General features: G+C 62.3%; 10 protein-coding genes. 5 read left to right on the top strand and 5 right to left on the bottom strand.

The window, feature by feature from the left end:
- Positions 1-588: 588 nt before the first annotated feature.
- On the bottom strand, positions 589-1,452 hold the full coding sequence (locus EHS19_RS09075; protein ID WP_151917436.1) for an aldo/keto reductase: 864 nt from the start codon (positions 1,450-1,452) through the stop codon (positions 589-591).
- Between the two features lie 660 nt (positions 1,453-2,112).
- Here EHS19_RS09075 and EHS19_RS09070 point away from each other — a divergent pair.
- The 5 genes from EHS19_RS09070 (at position 2,113) to nrdF (ending at position 8,297) form a co-directional block, all read left to right on the top strand.
- Complete coding sequence (locus tag EHS19_RS09070; protein WP_175578399.1) at positions 2,113-3,411, top strand: ATP-binding protein; 1,299 nt, start codon at positions 2,113-2,115, stop codon at positions 3,409-3,411.
- Positions 3,412-3,735: 324 nt separating this feature from the next.
- Entirely contained in the window at positions 3,736-4,026 is a 291-nt protein-coding gene (locus EHS19_RS09065; RefSeq protein WP_151917434.1) for a glutaredoxin family protein, read from the top strand.
- A 134-nt stretch (positions 4,027-4,160) separates the two neighbouring features.
- Entirely contained in the window at positions 4,161-4,637 is a 477-nt protein-coding gene (gene nrdI, locus EHS19_RS09060) for a class Ib ribonucleoside-diphosphate reductase assembly flavoprotein NrdI (RefSeq protein WP_151917437.1), read from the top strand.
- Between the two features lie 88 nt (positions 4,638-4,725).
- On the top strand, positions 4,726-6,870 hold the full coding sequence (gene nrdE / locus EHS19_RS09055) for a class 1b ribonucleoside-diphosphate reductase subunit alpha (RefSeq protein ID WP_151917433.1): 2,145 nt from the start codon (positions 4,726-4,728) through the stop codon (positions 6,868-6,870).
- A gap of 434 nt (positions 6,871-7,304) precedes the next feature.
- Positions 7,305-8,297 (top strand): class 1b ribonucleoside-diphosphate reductase subunit beta, encoded by a 993-nt coding sequence (nrdF, locus tag EHS19_RS09050; RefSeq protein WP_151917432.1) that lies wholly within the window; start codon positions 7,305-7,307, stop codon positions 8,295-8,297.
- An 89-nt stretch (positions 8,298-8,386) separates the two neighbouring features.
- On the opposite strand, the gene EHS19_RS09045 is transcribed toward nrdF, so the two are convergent.
- The 4 genes from EHS19_RS09045 to EHS19_RS09030 all read right to left on the bottom strand — a co-directional run bounded on the left by EHS19_RS09045 (position 8,387) and on the right by EHS19_RS09030 (position 18,002).
- A complete protein-coding gene (locus EHS19_RS09045) occupies positions 8,387-9,607 on the bottom strand; it encodes a trans-sulfuration enzyme family protein (protein WP_151917431.1) in 1,221 nt (406 codons plus the stop codon).
- Between the two features lie 309 nt (positions 9,608-9,916).
- Complete coding sequence (locus EHS19_RS09040) at positions 9,917-14,701, bottom strand: Spy0128 family protein (protein WP_175578398.1); 4,785 nt, start codon at positions 14,699-14,701, stop codon at positions 9,917-9,919.
- 317 nt (positions 14,702-15,018) lie between these two features.
- Positions 15,019-17,271 (bottom strand): DUF2207 domain-containing protein, encoded by a 2,253-nt coding sequence (locus tag EHS19_RS09035; RefSeq protein ID WP_151917429.1) that lies wholly within the window; start codon positions 17,269-17,271, stop codon positions 15,019-15,021.
- Between the two features lie 173 nt (positions 17,272-17,444).
- Complete coding sequence (locus tag EHS19_RS09030) at positions 17,445-18,002, bottom strand: LemA family protein (RefSeq protein WP_421745538.1); 558 nt, start codon at positions 18,000-18,002, stop codon at positions 17,445-17,447.
- Between the last annotated feature and the right edge of the window lie 623 nt (positions 18,003-18,625).

Here is an 18,625-nt window from a genome sequence, read left to right as displayed (position 1 = left end):
CGCAACGACAAAAAGCCCCATTTTTTCATCGCGTGGCTGCACGCTACAGCTGTGTGCACGCTACAGCTGCACGCTACACCCTTTCCGGAAATCCTTGCGCAAATCTGTTGCCGAGCTGACGCCGAACGGTGCTGCTGAGCGTAAGCCCCGTATCGAACCGTTGCCGTGAAGCAGACCACGGAGACAACGGAACTATTCGCAGGGAACATAGCCGATGACAAAGCAAAGCCGATGCACATGCAAGCGAGACAAGCCCCCACATGCGCGGAATGCTCCAGTTCGTACGCGGTCGATGAAACACACGAACGTCAACCTACCACTGTCCGCCACTGTCCGCCGTCTGCTGCCCGCAACCAACCGACCACCGCGATCAACCGACCATCACACCGCCACCAATCACCAATCATCGTTAACTATGGAAAAATGTCGTGGCGCGCATTTTTTGCTAGATAATAATGCGCACGACGACATTTTTCCATACTTATGCGAATTGCCGCGCGCGAATTGCCGCGTTTGGCTCGCTGTTAGGCTCGCTGCTGCCGGCGGCTGCCGGATGCCGAATGATCAGCCGGGCAATCAGCCGAGCAATCAGCCGAGCTTGGCCAGCTCCTCGTCGCTCAGCTCCAGCTCGCCGGCCTTGAGGCTGTCGAGGATGGTTTCGGGGCGGTGCGCGCCGGGGATGACGAACATGTGATCGTCCTTGGCGAGCTCCCACGCGAGCACGACCTGCTGGTAGCTGACGCCGTGGGCCGCGGCGACCTCGCGGAACGGGTCGAACTTGGACTCGTCGTACGGGTGGCGGTAGCCGCCGAGCGGGCTCCAGCACACGAACGCAAGACCCAGCTTGGCGCAGTAGTCGAGCGTGTCCTGCGTGTCGAGGTGGATCGGCGAATACTGGTTCTGCACGGCGACGAGCTTGTCGCCCAGAATGCCGCGCGCGATGTCGATCTGCTCGATCGACGCGTTGGAAACACCGGCCACGCGGGCCACGCCTTCGTCGACCAGCTGCTTGAGCGCCTCGATCGACTCGTTGTACGGCACTTCAGGGTCGTGACGGTGCAGATAGAGCAGGTCGATGGTGTCGACACCCAGCGCCATCGCGGACTGCTTGCCGTACTTGATGAGATGCTCGGGCTTTCCGTCGCGCGGCCACAGCGGCTCGCCATGCTCACCCCAGACTCGGCGCAGACCGATCTTGGTGGCGACGGTGACCTCCTCGCGCGGTCCCTTCCAGGTCTCCAGCGCCTCGCGCGTGAGCTTCTCGCCGGCCTGCTCCTCCTCGCCGGGCGTGTAGTACGCCCAGGCGGTGTCGATGTGGCGGCAGCCCGCATCGAGCGAGGCGTGCAGCGTCTCGATGCCGACATCGTGACCGCGGTTGTTTTCGATGGTCAACGGCATTTCGCCGTGGCCGACGGCGGTCGTATCGTATGGTCCGAGATTGCGATGCAGCATAGTGTTCTCCTTTGTGCTGGTGCAGCGCGCCGCGTTTGCAATGCACACGATTCGCAATGAGCACGATTCTGCACACGATTCGCGGCTGGGATTCCGCCACCTATTGTAGTGTGCCGCGGCGTGGATCGCGGTCCGCGTGAACGGATGTGCGTCGGCGCAACGACGAGCGCACCGATCCGTTACAGCCGCGCTCCGCAGTTCGGGCAGAATCGCGTGGCACCGTCACCGAGTCGCGCGCCGCACTGTGCGCAGAAACGCTGCGAGGCAGCTTGCCCGGCGGCCGTCTGGGAGGCGGCGGAACTATCGTCGGTGTACGGGATGTCCGCGTCGGCACTTGCACCGGTCCTGGTGTCAAAGACCGCAATACTCGTAAACCTGCCGGCCGGCGTTCCGCAACCTCGCGCCCCGGGGTGTCCGCCCAATCATCCCACAACGCGTCCAAGACCCACTTCCCGCTCATCACCCCACAACCCACATTCGCGCAGAAAAGTTGCACACCATGCAACTTTTTCGCGCATAAAAGTTGCAAGATATGCAACTTTTATGCGCAGAAAAGCTGCATTCTTGATATACCATAGCAATCAAAGGCATCCAAAAGCAGCCGGCGCACACGCGCCGCAGCACGAACACCGCTGGACCAATACCAATGGAGGCGAAACCATGCTGAACCGCAAGATCACGCAGCGTCTGATCGCATGGAAAACCAAACCGACGAAGAAAAGCCTGCTCCTGCAGGGAGCCAGACAGGTCGGCAAGACATACATCGTGGATCGATTTGCAGAGCAGCACTACAAACACTACGTCAGTCTGAATTTCGAGCAGCAATCCAGTCTTCGAGACATATTCGACGGGGACAACGACGTTGATCACATCGTGGCTCGGATAAAGTTCGCCAAGCCGGGAAGCGTCTTCATTCCAGGAGAGACACTGTTGTTCCTCGACGAAATCCAAAGCTGCCCCAACGCGCGGGTCGCACTCAAGTTCCTGACCATGGATGGCCGATACGACGTCATTGCATCCGGATCGCTGCTGGGCATCAACTACAAGGACGTTTCCTCATATCCCGTGGGATACACTGAACGCATCACCATGCATTCACTGGATTTTGAGGAATTCCTGTGGGCCATCGGCGTGAATGAGGAGATGATCCAATACGTCAGGGGGTTCTTCGACCGTCGTGTCAAAGTGGACGACACGATCCACGAGCAGATGATGAGGTATTTCCGCCAGTACATCGTGATCGGAGGCATGCCGAGCGCCGTGCGGTCGTTTGTGCAGACGCGGGACTACCAGCAGGTGCTGAACGAGCAACGCGGCATCCTCGCCGACTACGAGGACGACATCGCCAAATATGCCGAGGGCACCGAAAAGGCCAAGGCACGCGCGTGCTTCCTGTCCATCCCCCGGCAGCTTGCGCGCGATAGGAAGAAGTTCAGTTACGCCGTGGTCGAGAAAAAGGCCGGGGCGAGAAAATACGCCGGAAGCCTGCAATGGCTGTATGACGCGGGAATCATCAACTTCTGCCATTGCCTGGAAACACCCCAGCTTCCATTCGAAGGCAATGCCGACGACAGAAAGTTCAAAGTGTATATGCGCGACACCGGCCTGCTGATCGCGATGCTGGAGGATGGCGCGCAACGAGACATTCTCAACAACGATCTGGGCATATACAAAGGTGCCATATACGAGAACATCATCGGCGACATGCTCGCCAAAAACGGACACCGCCTGTACTACTACGAGAAGGACTCCCGACTGGAGATGGACTTCCTCATCCGCTACCACGACATGGCAACAGCCATCGAGGTCAAGTCGTCCGCGAACCGAAAGGCGAAGTCCATGCAATCGATGATCGAGAACCATGGCGTGGAGCATGGCATCAAGCTCTCCAGTGGCAACATGGGGGCGATCGGCGAGCGCGTCGATGTCATGCCGCTCTATATGGCCATGTTCCTGTGACATGTTCCTGTGAGATCGCACAGCCAGCCATCCGCCGAACGCCACCGGCACGAGTCGCGAAATGTGAGTCTCGACACACTGCGTCGGCATCGCGAACGCACCCGATTCGCAACACGCCGCAAAAACCAACGAATCACTACATCCAGTAACGCACTACACGACACGCCACTAGTTATAGTGAATTGACATCAAACCACAACCATGTAATCTGACCTGAGCACCTCACGCCGACAGCACCAGCAGCAAGCGTCGGCGACGCGCCAATCAGCCACGCCGCAACCGGCACAACAAGCCAACCGGCACAACAAGCGAAGAGGAACCGCCATGACCGTAACCGTGTTCACCAAGCCGCACTGCCCGCAATGCAACGCCACCAAGCGTCAGCTCGACAAGCTGGGCGTGCCCTACGAGACCGTCGATCTCGCGGACAACCCCTCCACGCTCGAACAGCTGCAGCAGGCCGGATTCAAGCAGGCCCCGGTCGTCATCACACCCGACAATTCGTGGAGCGGCTACCGCCCTGATCTGATCCGCGCGCTCGCCGCCACTGCGCAGGCCGCCGCGCAGACCACCGCACAGACCGCATCCGCCCCGACCGCAGCCGTCGCCGCATGAGCGCGACGCCGAACGTCGACGCGGGTGCCGGCGGTGCCGATCTGGCAGCGCTGACCGGGGTCGCTCCGGCCGCGTCGCCCGCGTCGGCGGCACCGGCCCGCCGCAGCGCACCCGTACCGATGCACGCCAGCGTCATGCCGAGCAGCGACGACAGCCAGCCCAGCACACCCGAAGCACCGGCGGCGGGCGGCACCGCGATCGGCGCACTCGTCTACTTTTCGTCGGCATCCGAAAACACCGCGCGATTCGTCGCCGGGCTCAACCTGCCCGCGGCGGGCATCAACGTGTATCGCATCCCGCTCAAACCCAACGCGCCGATGCTCAACGTGCGTGAACCGTACGTCATCATGGTGCCCACCTACGGCGGCGGCGACGCGAAAAAAGCCATCCCGCCGCAGGTCAAGCGGTTCCTCAACCGACCTGCGAACCGGGCGTGGATACGCGGCGTGATCGCCTCCGGCAACACCAACTTCGGTACCGCATACGGCGCCGCCGGCGACATGATCGCCGCAAAATGCCGCGTACCCTACCTCTACCGTTTCGAGCTGATGGGCACCCGCGAAGACACCCGCAAGGTGCGCGACGGACTCGTGCGCTTCTTCGCCAAGTAGCGACACCGCACCAGCATTCGCAATCGACCAGCATTCGCAGCACAGCCAGTCAGCTAGCCATCCGCAGCCAGCCAGCAGAAAGAGACCCATGACCACGACCTACGATCCGACCACCGACTACCATGCGCTCAACGCGATGCTCAACCTGTACGACGCGCAGCATCGCATCCAATTCGACAAGGACAAGGAAGCCGAGCGCGCCTACGTGGCCACCGAAATCGAACCGAACACCATGCGATTCGAGTCGACCGCAGCGCGCCTCGACTACCTGATCGACCACCAGTACTACGACGGCAGCGTCTTCGAGCGCTACGCCCCCGAATTCCTCGACGCGTTCTACGCGCACGCCGCCGCCAGCGGCTACGAATTCGAAACGTTCCTCGGCGCGTTCAAATTCTTCCGCTCCTACGCGCTCAAAACCTTCGACGGCAAGCAGTACCTCGAAGACTTCCCGCAGCGCTGCGCCGCGGTCGCACTCGATCTGGCGCGCGGCGACGAAACCGCCGCCACCCGATACCTTGACGAGATGATCGCCGGCCGCTTCCAGCCCGCCACGCCGACGTTCCTCAACCTCGGCAAAGCGCAGCGCGGCGAGCCGGTCAGCTGCTTCCTCGTGCGCATCGAAGACAACATGGAGTCGATCTCGCGCGGCATCAACGCCGCATTGCAGCTCTCCAAGCGAGGCGGTGGCGTGGCACTGCTGCTGAGCAACCTGCGCGAGCTCGGCGCGCCGATCAAACACATCGAAAACCAGTCCAGCGGCGTCGTGCCCGTCATGAAACTGCTTGAGGACTCGTTCTCGTACGCCAACCAGCTCGGCGCGCGCCAAGGCGCCGGCGCGGTCTACCTCAACGCCCACCACCCCGACATCATGCGCTTCCTCGACACCAAGCGCGAAAATGCCGACGAGAAAATCCGCATCAAATCGCTCGCCCTCGGTGTCGTCGTACCCGACATCACGTTCGAACTCGCCAAGCGCAAAGCGCCGATGGCCCTGTTCAGCCCCTACGACGTGGAACGCGTCTACGGCAAGCCGTTCGCCGACATCTCGATCAGCGACAACTACGACGAGATGGTCGCCGACGATCGCATCAAGAAAACCTACATCGACGCGCGCAAGTTCTTCACCACCCTCGCCGAACTCCAATTCGAATCCGGCTACCCATACATCGTGTTCGAGGACACCGTCAACCGCGCCAATCCGATCGACGGCCGCATCACCATGTCGAACCTGTGCTCCGAAATCCTGCAAGTGCAGGAGCCGAGCGCATTCAACGAAGACCTCACCTACGCGCACGTCGGCCGCGACATCTCCTGCAACCTCGGCTCGCTCAACATCGCCAAGGCAATGGACGGCGGTCTCTCCGACACCGTGGAAACCGCAATCCACGCGCTCACCGCAGTCGCCGAACACACGTCGATCAACGCCGTGCCCTCAATCCGCCGCGCCAACGACGAAGGCCACGCGATCGGCCTCGGCCAGATGAACCTGCACGGATTCCTCGCGCGCGAAGGCATCATGTACGGCTCCGACGAGGCGCTCGACTTCACCGACATGTACTTCATGACCGTCGCCTACCACGCCTACCGCGCATCGCATGACCTCGCCGTCGCACGCGGCCGCGCATTCGTCGGATTCGAACGGTCCGCCTACGCGAAACCGGCCGGCAGCGGCAACTACTTCGACAAGTACACCGACGGCCGCCGCTCGCTGGAGCCGCGCACCGCCCGCATACGCGACCTGTTCGCACGATTCGGCATCGCGATCCCGACCGTTGCCGATTGGGCCGCACTGCGCGACGAGATTCTGCGCGACGGCATCTACAACCAGAATCTGCAGGCCGTGCCACCCACCGGTTCGATTTCGTACATCAACCACAGCACGTCGTCGATTCACCCGATCGCCTCCAAAATCGAAATCCGCAAGGAAGGCAAGATCGGCCGCATGTACTACCCCGCGCCGTACATGACCAACGAGAATCTCGACTATTTCAAGGACGCCTACGAAATCGGCTGGCAGGCCATCGTCGACACCTACGCGGAAGCCACCCAGCACGTCGATCAGGGACTGTCCCTCACCCTCTTCTTCCCCGACACCGCCACCACCCGCGACGTCAACAAAGCACAGATCTACGCCTGGCGCAAAGGCATCAAAACCCTGTACTACATCCGCATCCGGCAGCAGGCACTGGAGGGGACGGAAGTGGCCGGCTGCGTCTCCTGCATGCTGTGAGGATTGGCATGATGGAGCGTCCTCGTCGTTGCCCCTCGGTCGACGTACCTTCGTACGCCTTCCCTCGGTGCGCCTCGAGGCCGCACGCATCATGCCAATCCTCACCCGTGACAATGCACAATATGATGGAGCGTTATCTGCGTTGTGGCGAGCTCGACGTACCTTTCGTACGCCTTCGCCCGCCACGCCTTGATACCGCACACATCATGCCAATCCTCACCCGTGACGGAGCGTCCTCACCCGTGAAGCCCCTCCCCTACAAGCCAAAGGAGATCGCATGTCGAAAACCATCTACCGCATGATCCTGCGCCTCACCGCACCAGAGGAATGCGCCGACCGCGACCACAACGTCAGCAATCACAGCGAAGAATAAGCAGCATACAATAGCAACCCAGCAAGCCAACCCAGCAAACCAAGCCAAAGGAAACCGCATCATGGCACCGATCTCCATTCCGCGCAAACCGCTCAAGCTCATCGACCGCGTCTCCGCGATCAACTGGAACAAGCTCGAAGATGAGAAGGATCTCGAAGTATGGGATCGCCTCACCGGCAACTTCTGGCTGCCCGAAAAGATCCCCGTCTCGAACGACATCCCCAGCTGGCAGTCGATGAGCGAGGATGAGCACACGCTCACCATGCACGTGTTCACCGGCCTGACGCTGCTCGACACCATCCAGGGCACGGTCGGTGCCGTGTCGCTGATTCCCGACGCGCTCACCCCGCACGAGGAGGCCGTGTACACGAACATCGCATTCATGGAATCGGTGCACGCGAAATCATATTCGTCGATTTTCTCGACGCTGTGCTCCACCGAGCAGATCGACGCCGCATTCGACTGGAGCGAGCAGAACGAGTTCCTGCAGAAGAAAGCCGAGATCGTGCTCGACTACTACGAGGGCGACAATCCGTACAAGCGCAAGGTTGCCTCGACGCTGCTCGAATCGTTCCTGTTCTACTCCGGCTTCTACCTGCCGATGTACTTCTCCGCGCACGCGCAGCTGACCAACACGGCCGATGTGATCCGCCTGATCATCCGCGACGAGGCCGTGCACGGCTACTACATCGGCTACAAGTATCAGAAGGGCATCGCCGAGCTGAGCGAGACCGAGCGCGAGGACATGCAGGACTACACGTACGATCTGCTCAACGAGCTGTACGACAACGAGGTGGAGTACACGCAGTCGTTGTACGATCGCGTGGGTCTGACCGACGATGTGGAGAAGTTCCTGCGCTACAACGGCAACAAGGCGCTGATGAACCTCGGCTACCCGGCGCTGTTCCCCGCGGACGCATGCGATGTGAATCCGGCGATTCTCGCCGCGCTCTCACCGAACGCGGACGAGAACCACGATTTCTTCTCCGGTTCCGGCTCATCGTATGTGATGGGCAAGGCCGAGGAGACCGACGACGACGATTGGGATTTCTGAGTCGGTTTGGTCGGCTTGATCGGCTGATTCCTGAGTAGGCTTGGCCGGCTTGGTCGGCTGAGATTCGGCTGGCCGCCCCTCAGCCCCGGTCAGAGGCCGGCTTCGGCGAGGGCATGGTCGATGTCGCGGATGAGATCGTCCGTGTCCTCCAGTCCGATCGCCAGGCGGAAGAATCCGCGGTGGAATTCGGACGGATACAGGTACTGCCGCTCGTCATCCTCGCCGAGGAACACGATCAGCGATTCGTCGTGGCCGAGCGAGACGGCTGACGTGATCACGTTGAGCTTGGAGACGAACCGGTTGTGTCCGTCATGATCAGTGTCCAATCCGAATGCGAGCACGCCGCCGAATCCGGCATCCTTGCGGGCAAGCTGACGGACCGCCGCATCATGATGCGGGTGCGACGCGAGTCCCGGGTACGCGACGAATCGCACCTGCGGCAGCGATTCGAGATGCTCGGCCACCGCCTGCGCCGACGCATTGTGCTGCCGCATGCGCAACGGCAGCGTGACCGAACCACGGTTGATGAGCCACGCGTTGAACGGCGAGATGATGCCGCCGTAGTTCACCTGATACGTGTACCGGATCCTGTCGGTGAGCTCCTTGCGCGTGGCGATCACGCCGCCGAGCGCGTCGCCATGCCCGTTGATGTATTTCGTCAGGCTTTCGATGACGATGTCCGCGCCGAAATCCACCGGGCGCACGTTGAACGGCGAGCTGAACGTGTTGTCGACGCTCAGCAGCGCGCCGGCTTCGTGCGCGATGCGCGCGGCCGCGGCGATGTCGGTCACCTTGAGGGTGGGGTTGGCCGGGGTTTCGATATGCACGAGTTTGGTGTTCGGCCGAATCGCATTGGCGATGTTGGCTGGGTCGGACGAGTCGACGATGCTGGTTTCGATGCCGTATTTTTCGGGCAGGATCTGTTCCAGCAGCCGGTATGCGGCGATGTAGGTGGTGTCGGAGAACACCGCATGGTCGCCGCGGCCGAGCAGGGTGGTGAACGTACCGGATAGCGCGGCGACGCCGGATGCAAGGACGACCGCATCCTCGGTGCCTTCCAGATTGGCGAGTTTTGCTTCAAGATAGCGCTGATTCGGGTGCCCGTTGCGCGTGTACAGGTTCACGTCGGAGCTGGACCAGTTGATGTCGGACGGATCGTAGGGCAGCGCGTAGGCGTTGGCGAGGGTGATCGGACGGCGGATCGCGCCGGTTTCGGCATCGACGCCATTGCCCAGATGGATGGATTTCGTTGCGAAGCCGAGCGGGGTGTCGTCGAAGGATTCGCCATGATGCACAAGGTCTGAAGTCATGATTCCAGTCTGTCACGACGCGCACTGCGACGCGAATCGGTCGCATGCGCGCAAAACGTTGGAATCATGCGGTTCGATAGCGGTTCATAGACAGAACCGAATGCCGGGACCGAATGCGCTGCGCCGGTCACAGGGAGCGGGTTTGGTCACAGGGAGCGGGGCGCACCCTGTGACCGACTCGCGAAACCCTTGAAATATCAACGTTTTTAACACCCAGTCACAGGGAGCGGGGCGCTCCCTGTGACCAAACCCGCGCCACGTGACCGGCAACGCCGTGTCGCACGCCATGTCGCGGTGCCGCACGCAGCGTCACACGAGACGGCGGCGGCGATCGATCAGCGCCAGCGCAATCCCCGATGCCACGACCAGCGCGCCACCGGCGAGCGCCCATGTGCGCGCGGTGCCGAGTCCGCCGGTCATCGGTAGCGCGGCCACGCCGGGCAGATACATGTTGCGGAACGTATCCGCCGCAGTCAGGTCAACCGCACGGGCATCGCCGGGCGCAGCCTCCCCACCGGTCACAGCACCACCGCCGGGTTCGCCATCCCCACCGGGCACGGCGGCCCCGCCGGGCACGCTGATCGCGTAGCTGGTCTGCAGCACGCCGTCGCCGCGATCATGAACGGTCACGGTGACGGTGCGCGCCTGCGTGTCATAGAAGAAGTCGCCATTGCGGGTCGATTCCGTCGCCGGCTTGCCGTCGGGTCCGAGTTCGACCACCGTGTAGGTGACCTTCCACGTCCGCGCGGCCGCATCGTAGGTGGCGTACCTCTGCGTCACGGCGTCGTTGAGCGCGGCCGGCGTGTAGCTGATCCTGTCGAATGTGATGTTGCCGAACGCCGCCCCGCCTTCCGGAGCGATGTTCTTCTTGGTCTGCAGCGGCGTGCCGGTCACGTTGCCGCCGTCGCCGCCGTCACCGCCGCCCGCGTACAGCGCGAAGCTGAACTGGCCTGCGGTCAGCTTCGGCGCGGTGATGCCGCTTTGCGCGGTGATCGTCTTGTGCAGCAGGAAGAACACGCTGCCCCTGGGCGCATACGTGTTGGTGAACGCGGCCGCGTCGCCCGCCGCCTTGTCGCCGTCGGTCGGCGCCGCGGTGTTGTCGTATGTGATCTTGTCCACGGCGAGCGTGCCGTCACCGTTGTCTTTCACCGTCACCGTCGCATACGAGACGTGCTCGTCCTTCGTGGTGCCGGTCTTCACGTCGCCGGTCTCGCTCACCTTGAACTTGTAGCTACCGGGCTTGGTGAAGTGGATACGGTCGAATGTGAAGCCTTTGGCCACGCTGTCCTTCGCATCGGTCACGGTCTGGCTCATCGTGGTGGCGGCGGTGTCGGTGCCGAACACGATGCTGTCGTCGGCCAATCCGGCGCGCGTGGCCTTGGCTGCATCGGTATCGTCCCCAGCTGCGGCAAGCTGGAACGTGAACTGCTCGCCGTCGGCCATGTCACGGCCGGTGAGCGTCTTGCGACCGGCGATCGCCGCCTCGGTCGGCTTCGGCGCGTACCGGTTGGTGAATGTCGGGCGTCCGTTCTCATCCAGTTTGCCGGGGTCTTTGTTCGGGTCCACCGGATTGCCCTGCGCGTCGAGCACGGTCAGCGACTGCTTGAGCACGGCGGTGCCGTCGGCATCCACTGTGGTGCCGATGCTGATTCGGATCCGGTATTCGGTCAGATCGTAGGTCATGCCGTTGAGCGTGGCGGTCTTGCCGTCCGCGCTGGTCGTGGCGCCGGCGGGCACGTTTTCCTTCAACGTGTACTCGTACGTCTTGTCGGCATCGTGCGCGCTGGTGTAGGTGATCGCCGGGAACGACACGGTGCCGTCCGTGGCCACTTGGGCGACGACCTTGCCGTCCGTGGCGCTTGCTGGCAGCGGCGCGTCCGGAGACGACTCGTGGCGGGCAAGCGTGAACGAGAACATGCCGTCGGTCAGCGGCTTGGCACCGCTTTCGTCGGTGTATCGCTTGGTGACGAGCAGCCCGAAGCTGATGTCGCCGGCGCTGTAGGTGTTGGTGAACTCGGCGACGCCTCCGGTCACGGCGACGCGCGCCCGACTGCCGGTCATGGCGACGTTCTTGTCGTCCACCTTCTTTGTGATGATCACGCCGGTTTTCTGGTCGATGATCAGCTGCCCCTTGCCGTTGTCGTCGACGGTCACCGTCACGTCATACAGCGCGTTGGAGTAGTCGATGCCGGGGATGGCGTCCTTGCCGTCGCTCCCGGTCGGCGTGTGCTCGTACAGATCGTAATGGTAGACGCCGGCCTTGGTGTAGGTGATCTCGCCGAAGGCGTACTCGTTGGCATCGCTGACCGTCACCGACGCGTATTGGCCTGTGGTTCCCTCCGGAAGCGGCGCGGTCGGCGTCGTTGAGTCCGGCGCGAGGCGGAATTCGAACGAATCAGTGGGCTTCCAGTCGCGTCCGCTCAGATTCTTGCGCACCTTGATGGCATCGCTGACCGACACTGGCGTGGGCTTGTACGTGTTGACGAACGTCGGCACGCCATGATCGTCCTTCAGTCCGGTGACCTCGGTCTTCACACTGAGTTCGCCGAACTGCTGGGTGACGGTGAACGTCACCTTCGCAACGGTCATGTCGGTCGTCATGCCGTTCACGCCGTCGATGCCGGAGCCGTTCTCCCGAACCGTGTAGGCATATGTGCCGGCCTTCTTGAACGTGAACGGGCCGAACGAGAACTTCGACACGGCACCGTCGGCACCATCCGCACCCTTTACGGTGACGGTCGTGCTGCTCGGCATCGCGGCCGTGACCTCGGCGGCGGTCACGTCTTCGCTCGCCCCATCGGCGGTGTCGGCGGCTAGCGTGAACGCGAACGCATCATCAGCCGTCCATGCGCGACCGGACAACTGCTTGCCGAATGCGACGGAAGCCTCGACCGGCTTGGGCTTGACCTTGTCCTGCACGGTGAATTCGGAGGCTTCGGAAACCGGCAGGCCGAATCCCTTCGCGCGGTTGAACGCTGTACGGAACGCGCTGCCGTCGCTGCCCTCCAGCATGAAGTAATGCGGGCTGGTGTCCAGCTCGTAGTCGACCGTGCTGCCATCGGCATTGGTGTAGGTCGGCGCCTTCGTCTCGGTGAAGTAGAACAGCGTGCTCGTCTCCAACGGCTGCGCTTTGGTGCCGAATCGCGCGACGCCGCTGTCGTCGGTCGTCTGCTGGCCCACCTGCGTCGATGCGGCGGCGACCTGTGCATCGGTCACGTTGGTTCCGGTGAGCTGATTCATATCGACTTCGTACAGGGTGAACTGCGCGCCGGCGAGCTTGCGGCTCAGGCTGGCGGAATCGACCTTGGTGATCGCCATCACGCCGCCGGCGCCTGCGGTGCCGGCGCTGGATTCGAATACGAACCAATTCGTGTCGGTGGTGGACGCGCCGTTGACGACGCCGCTGATCTCGGCGCGATTGGTCAGCTGCACCTGCGATCCCACCGGACCGATCGCACGCACGCCATAGGTCATGGTGATGGGCGTGGCGTCCGGCAGTTCGACCGTGAGTTTTTTGGCGGGATTGTTCTGCGCGTCGGTGATGTCGTCAAGCTCGACCTTGGCCATGATGACCTCGTTGGTGCCGGTCTTGACGATCTTGAGCGTGGCGGGAAGGAACGTGAAGTCCGCGTCCATCGTGTCGGTGAGCGTGATGGTGTTTGATCCCTCGACCAGATCGGCACCGTTCTTGTTCACGTTGATCGTGTACTCGATGATGTCGCGCTGATCCCAGTCGCGCGCCTCGGTCTTGCTGACGATCTCGTTCTTCTTCGGCGTGTACGAGCCGCCGTCCTGCGCGATGACGCCAAATTGGGCGCCGGGCTTGAGATAGGCGTCGTTGCTGACCTTGGTGCCCACGGTCGGATCGTTGTATGCCGTGTGGTATTCGATGGTGAACTTGCGACGTCCGGCATCGGCGGGGAACGTGTAGTTGAACGAGGTGGCGCCGGCATCCTTGGGCAGCTCGCCGGTGGCGAAGACCGCGCCGGATTCGTCGCGAATCGTATATGACCCGATGTAGTGGTGGTTGCCGTGCAGATCGTCGCGGAACACGTAGCCGCCCATGTCGGCCTTGGGATCGCCGCTGTTGAGCGTGACCGTCCATGTGATGTCGGTGTTGGTGCCGACGCCGTCGCTTTTCTCCAGCATGTTGCCGTAGAAGTACGGGTTGACGGACGCCGAGCCGCCCTGTGCGACGCCGGTCCAGCCCCACGTCGCGCTGTTGCCGGCATGGGGCAGGTACTTGCCCTGCTCCATCAACTGGCGCGCCTCATCGGTCAGGCGCACCTTGTAGGTGAGCTGATGGGCGCCATCGGGCGCCTCGGTCTTGGCAAGGTTGCCGAGGCTGATCGTGGCCTTCTGCCCTTCGATCACGACCTTGTCGTCGGCGATCTTCGTGCCGTCGAGCTGGAACTCGCCTGGCACGAACACGAAGTTCTCGCCCATCGTGTCGGTGACGACCATGTTGGGCACGTCGAATCGGTTCTTCAAAACGATCGAGAAGGTGGCCGTGCCGTCGTTGCCGAGGGTGATCTGCTTGGTGCCCTCCACATGGGTCTTGTCGATGGTGATGGTGATGTCGCCCACTCCCGGGAAGGTCACTTTCTCCTGGTTGCCATTCAGGCCGCCGTCGCCGTTGAGCGTGAACGAGAACGATATGAACGAGGTGATGTCGGACGGATGCGAGTTCAGCCACTGCTCTGACCACCGGGCATACGCCTTGCCATCTTTGATCCACCATCGGCCGGCGACATTGCCCGCCGCATCATGCAGATCGGTCTCGGCCACGTCCGGCACGGTGATCGAACCGGTCGGGAATGTGTATGATCTGACCGGACTGTCCAGGGTGGGCTTGTTCGCATCGGTGAACTTGAACGAAAGCCGGCCGAACAGCGAGTTTCCGGCGACGAGCTGGTCTTTGGCCGGGTCGAACGGCTGCGTGTGGTTCGTGTCGCGGAAGAGGTCCATCGTCACGCCGCTCGTCACCTCCACGGCCGGCGCATCCGGATTGTAGGCCCTTTCGGCGGCCGAGGTGGAGCGCGGTCCGATGCCGGCTCCCGTGATCAACACGGCGAGCGCCGCCAGTAGCGCCACGACGTACCGGCACCAACCAAGCCGCCCAGCCTCTGTATGCCTAACCGTCTTCATTGAACGCATTTCGCTCTTCCTTACATGCACTATAAGGCTTATTATGGCTTATCCATAAGTCCGCATTGCGATGATGCAAGCGGCGTACGGATCAGTGACGAATCGCCAACGCACTTCTCAAAGTGACGAATCTTCAGAGACGATTCCACCGATCGTCAAGCTAAGTTCATATAGTACCCCCGACTCACGATATTCCCCGTGATCGGGGGCAGCGCGGCACACGGCAGCCGCACGGCGCCGCGCTGCGACCGACCAGCGGCAGATCAGCGACCGCCGAAACTGCCGCCGCCGGAACCACCGGACGAACCACCGAAGCCGCCGCCCGAGAACGAGCCCCCCGAGCCGGACGGCGCCGCGCTTTGGATCGTCGACGTGATGTCCGCGAAACCGGACTGGAGCTGACCACCCAAATCCCCGAAATTCGAGCTCAACGTGCTCGCGTCGAAGCCGAACGAGCCGCCGGTTGCGCCATACGAGCTCGAACCATAGGCGTGATGCCACGCATAGGTGCGATAGTTCCAGTACAGCAGCGAACCGGAGGCGTTGTCATCCAGCCAACGCGGATCGGCGACCTGCGGATACGCCTTCGCCAGCTCGGTCATCGCCTTGTCGGAGATGCCGAACGCTGCCGCATACACCAGATAGCGATCCCACAGCGCGAGATCAGCCGCGCCACGGTCGTGGAAATCGCTGAAATCCTCCAGATACCGGTACAATCCCCGCACTTCGCCCGCATAGCGCTGCCCGACATCGGTGAGCACGTCGCGCACCGTATAGATGAGGATGAACATGCCAAGTGCAAAGATCGGCGCGCAGATCAGCCAATTCAACACCAGATTGCCCACCACAGCCGCCACGATCGCGCCGACGATGCCAAGCGTCAGCAGCAGCCCGCCCATCACTGACGCCAGTCCGCCGCTGGAGCGTGTGGCACCCAGCATGGCGAACTCGTTGCTGCATGCGGTCGAGAAGGACTCGATCCACCGGTACCCGGTCCTCCAGCCCTTGCAGGCGACTTTCACCTGTCTGAGGTCGAACACCGGTGAGCCGACGCGCTGACTGAGCTGCTCGATGAGCTTGAGGCAGTTCTCCTCGCTTGCGCTCAGGCGCAGTGCCTGCCGGGAGGCGGGCTCGCGGGCGGCGGGAAGCAGAACCAGCGTCATCGTGCCAAGCGTTGCGTTCTGCCGAGAGGAGTCGGCGCCGATGATCGCGGCGAGCTGCCGGTCGTCCGCTCGACTCATGTCGATGCCGCTGTACAGGCTTGCCGACCCGGGGTAGATGGCGAGCGCCCCCTTCGACGCGAGCGACAGCAGCGTGGAGGTAAGCTGGCGCGATTGCAGCTTTCCCGGTTCGAGCGCGATCACCTCGGCCATTTTCGCCGCGGATGCGGGGCTCATGTCGGGCGGCTCACGCCAGTATTCGATGCCGCCGTGGTATTGCGACGCACGGAACGCGCGGATGGCGGCGAGAATGCCGAGAACGGCGAATATGGCGGCGAGCACGACGACGATCGTCCAGAACGCGATGGCGATGATCGCGCTGGTGCGCTGCTTGCTGCGCCATTCGGTCTCCTGCTGGTCCTCGTCGGCGCGGATGGAAGCCAGATCGCGGGACGAGTCGTGGCGAATCCAGGGCTCGTCGTTCTTGCTCCAGCCGTCCGGAGGCGCGAGCGTGGATTTGTCCCATGCGGCAACGAGGTCGAGGTAGTCGCCGGCGCGCAGGTCGTAGGCGGCGAAATGCAGGGTGCCGTCGTCGTCGCGGCTGGTTTCGGAGGAATTCGTATTGTGCAGCCACGCCCAGCTGTTGGATGCGCTGATGCCGCTCGGGAAGCGCACGGTTCCCGTGACCCTGCCGGCTGGCGTCTGGTTGTCGGGCGCGATCGGCTCCCATTGGAACGCCGCCACATCCTGATATTCGGTGGAGACGCCTTCGAGCGTCATCGCGACGGTGAACCTCATGCTGCTCGCATGCTTGGTGGTGGGGATGTTCCAGCCGATCTCCACCGTTTTGCTGGCTCCGCCCGCCCACAGGCCGTCATCGGGAATATGGTAGCCGTCCCTGGCTGGATCATATGGCTCGATGCTTTCGCGGGAGCCGCCGGGGTTGCGCACTTCGCCGATGTACCAGCGGTTCGCATAGTCGCTGTCCCATGTGGCATCCGAGATGAAGCCGGGGTCGGCGTATTCGCCCTGGTGGTATTTCTGGCCGGTGTCGGCGTTGGTGACGGCGATGTCGGTGATGTTGGTGAGGTTGCTTTCCTTGAGCGTGTATCGCTGGAACAGCTGGTGCCATGCGGCGTCGGCATCATCGCCGCGGTCGCGCAGACGCACGTCGATCTGCTGCACGACGCGCAGACTGCCGTCGCGTTGTATCGTGACGTTGTAGTCAAGGCTCGTGTAGCTCAGATCCGGGGCGTCACCGTCAAAGACGATGAAGGCGGTCAGCGCGCCGAACGTGCCGATCGTCATCGCCAGCGCAATGACAAGCGCCTTGATGAGACGTGTCATCGATTTCATGGCGGTTCCCCCTTCTCCCCCGATGCCGTGTCGGTGCCGAGTGTTGGTGCCGATGGCGGTGGTGCCGATGTCGGCGGTGCATCGGCGGTACGTACGCGGCTTTCGGTTGTTCGGTGAGCTATCAGAAGCTCGGGTTCTCGATCAGAACCGCAGCTCCCGAGTCGGAGCCGCCATCAGAACCGTACCTGCGGCACTTGGCGGGATGCCTGATCAACCTGGAAGTACTCGGCCTGAAGGAAGTTGAACATGCCTGCGATGATGTTGCTGGGCACGGTCTGCACCTTGGTGTTGTACTTGAGCACCACGTCGTTGTAGAACTGACGCGAGTAGGCGATGCGCTGCTCGATCTGCGTGAGCTGGGCCTGGAGCTGAAGGAAGTTCTGATTGGCCTGCAGCTGCGGATATGCCTCGGCGGTGGCCTGAAGATTGAACAGCGCACGGGACAGCGCGTTTTCGGCTGCGGCACGTTCGACGGCGTTCGCATTCGGATTGTGCGCCGCGGCGACCGCGCCGGCACGGGCGCGAATCACCTGTGTAAGCACCTCGTTCTCGTGCGAGGCGTAGCCTTTGACGGTCTGCACGTAGTTGGGGATGAGATCGGAGCGCTGCTTGAGCTGCACGTCGATCTGCGCCCAGCCGTTGCTCACGCGATTGCGCATCGCGACAAGACCGTTGTAAGTGCCGACAGCCCACGCCACCACTGCGATGATGACAACGAGGATGATCGACATGACGATGATGACAGTCATATCCGCTCCCTAACCATACCGTGTGCATGTTCGCCGCAGCCGCAAACTACAGGCGACCTTTCCCGTATTCTCGCAGGGGGTACGGAGATGTGCGCGAAACGTGAAGAGCCGTGTGACGCGTGCTTTGCAGCAAAGCCTTTGCAGCAAGGTCTCGCGACGCCACTGCAAGCGCTACCACTCGCTTCCGCTACTCACATCCATTACTCACATCCATTACTCACATTCTGCCACCATGCGATCATCCCGAGCGGTTTGCGCTGCCACCTCCGCGTCGCCTCGTTGAGCAGCCTCTCTCCCGTCTCGACGCACGCTGGATAGCAGGGCCTCGCGGCCTCGCGGCACTACTGCGCGCACTGCTTGGCCAGTCGCATTCAATGCGTTTCGGCATATCCAGATTCGGTTCAAGACATCTCGGCATATTCGGGTTCGGTTCGATTCAATGCGTCGTCGGCATTTCGCAGTTCGATTCAATGCGTCCTCTGAGGTGGTCTGATTCTTGTCCCGTCTCTACTGTGAGGCGGCTTGTGCCGTCTGCTGTCGATAATACTCACCCTCCCCCTCGCCCACCGTCCTCACCCCGCTGCCCATCGCCCACCGTCCTCACC

Source organism: Bifidobacterium jacchi (assembly GCF_009078285.1).
Lineage (GTDB): Bacteria > Actinomycetota > Actinomycetes > Actinomycetales > Bifidobacteriaceae > Bifidobacterium > Bifidobacterium jacchi.
Note: the sequence above shows the minus strand (reverse complement) of the source record. Positions and strands in the feature narration are given on the sequence as shown.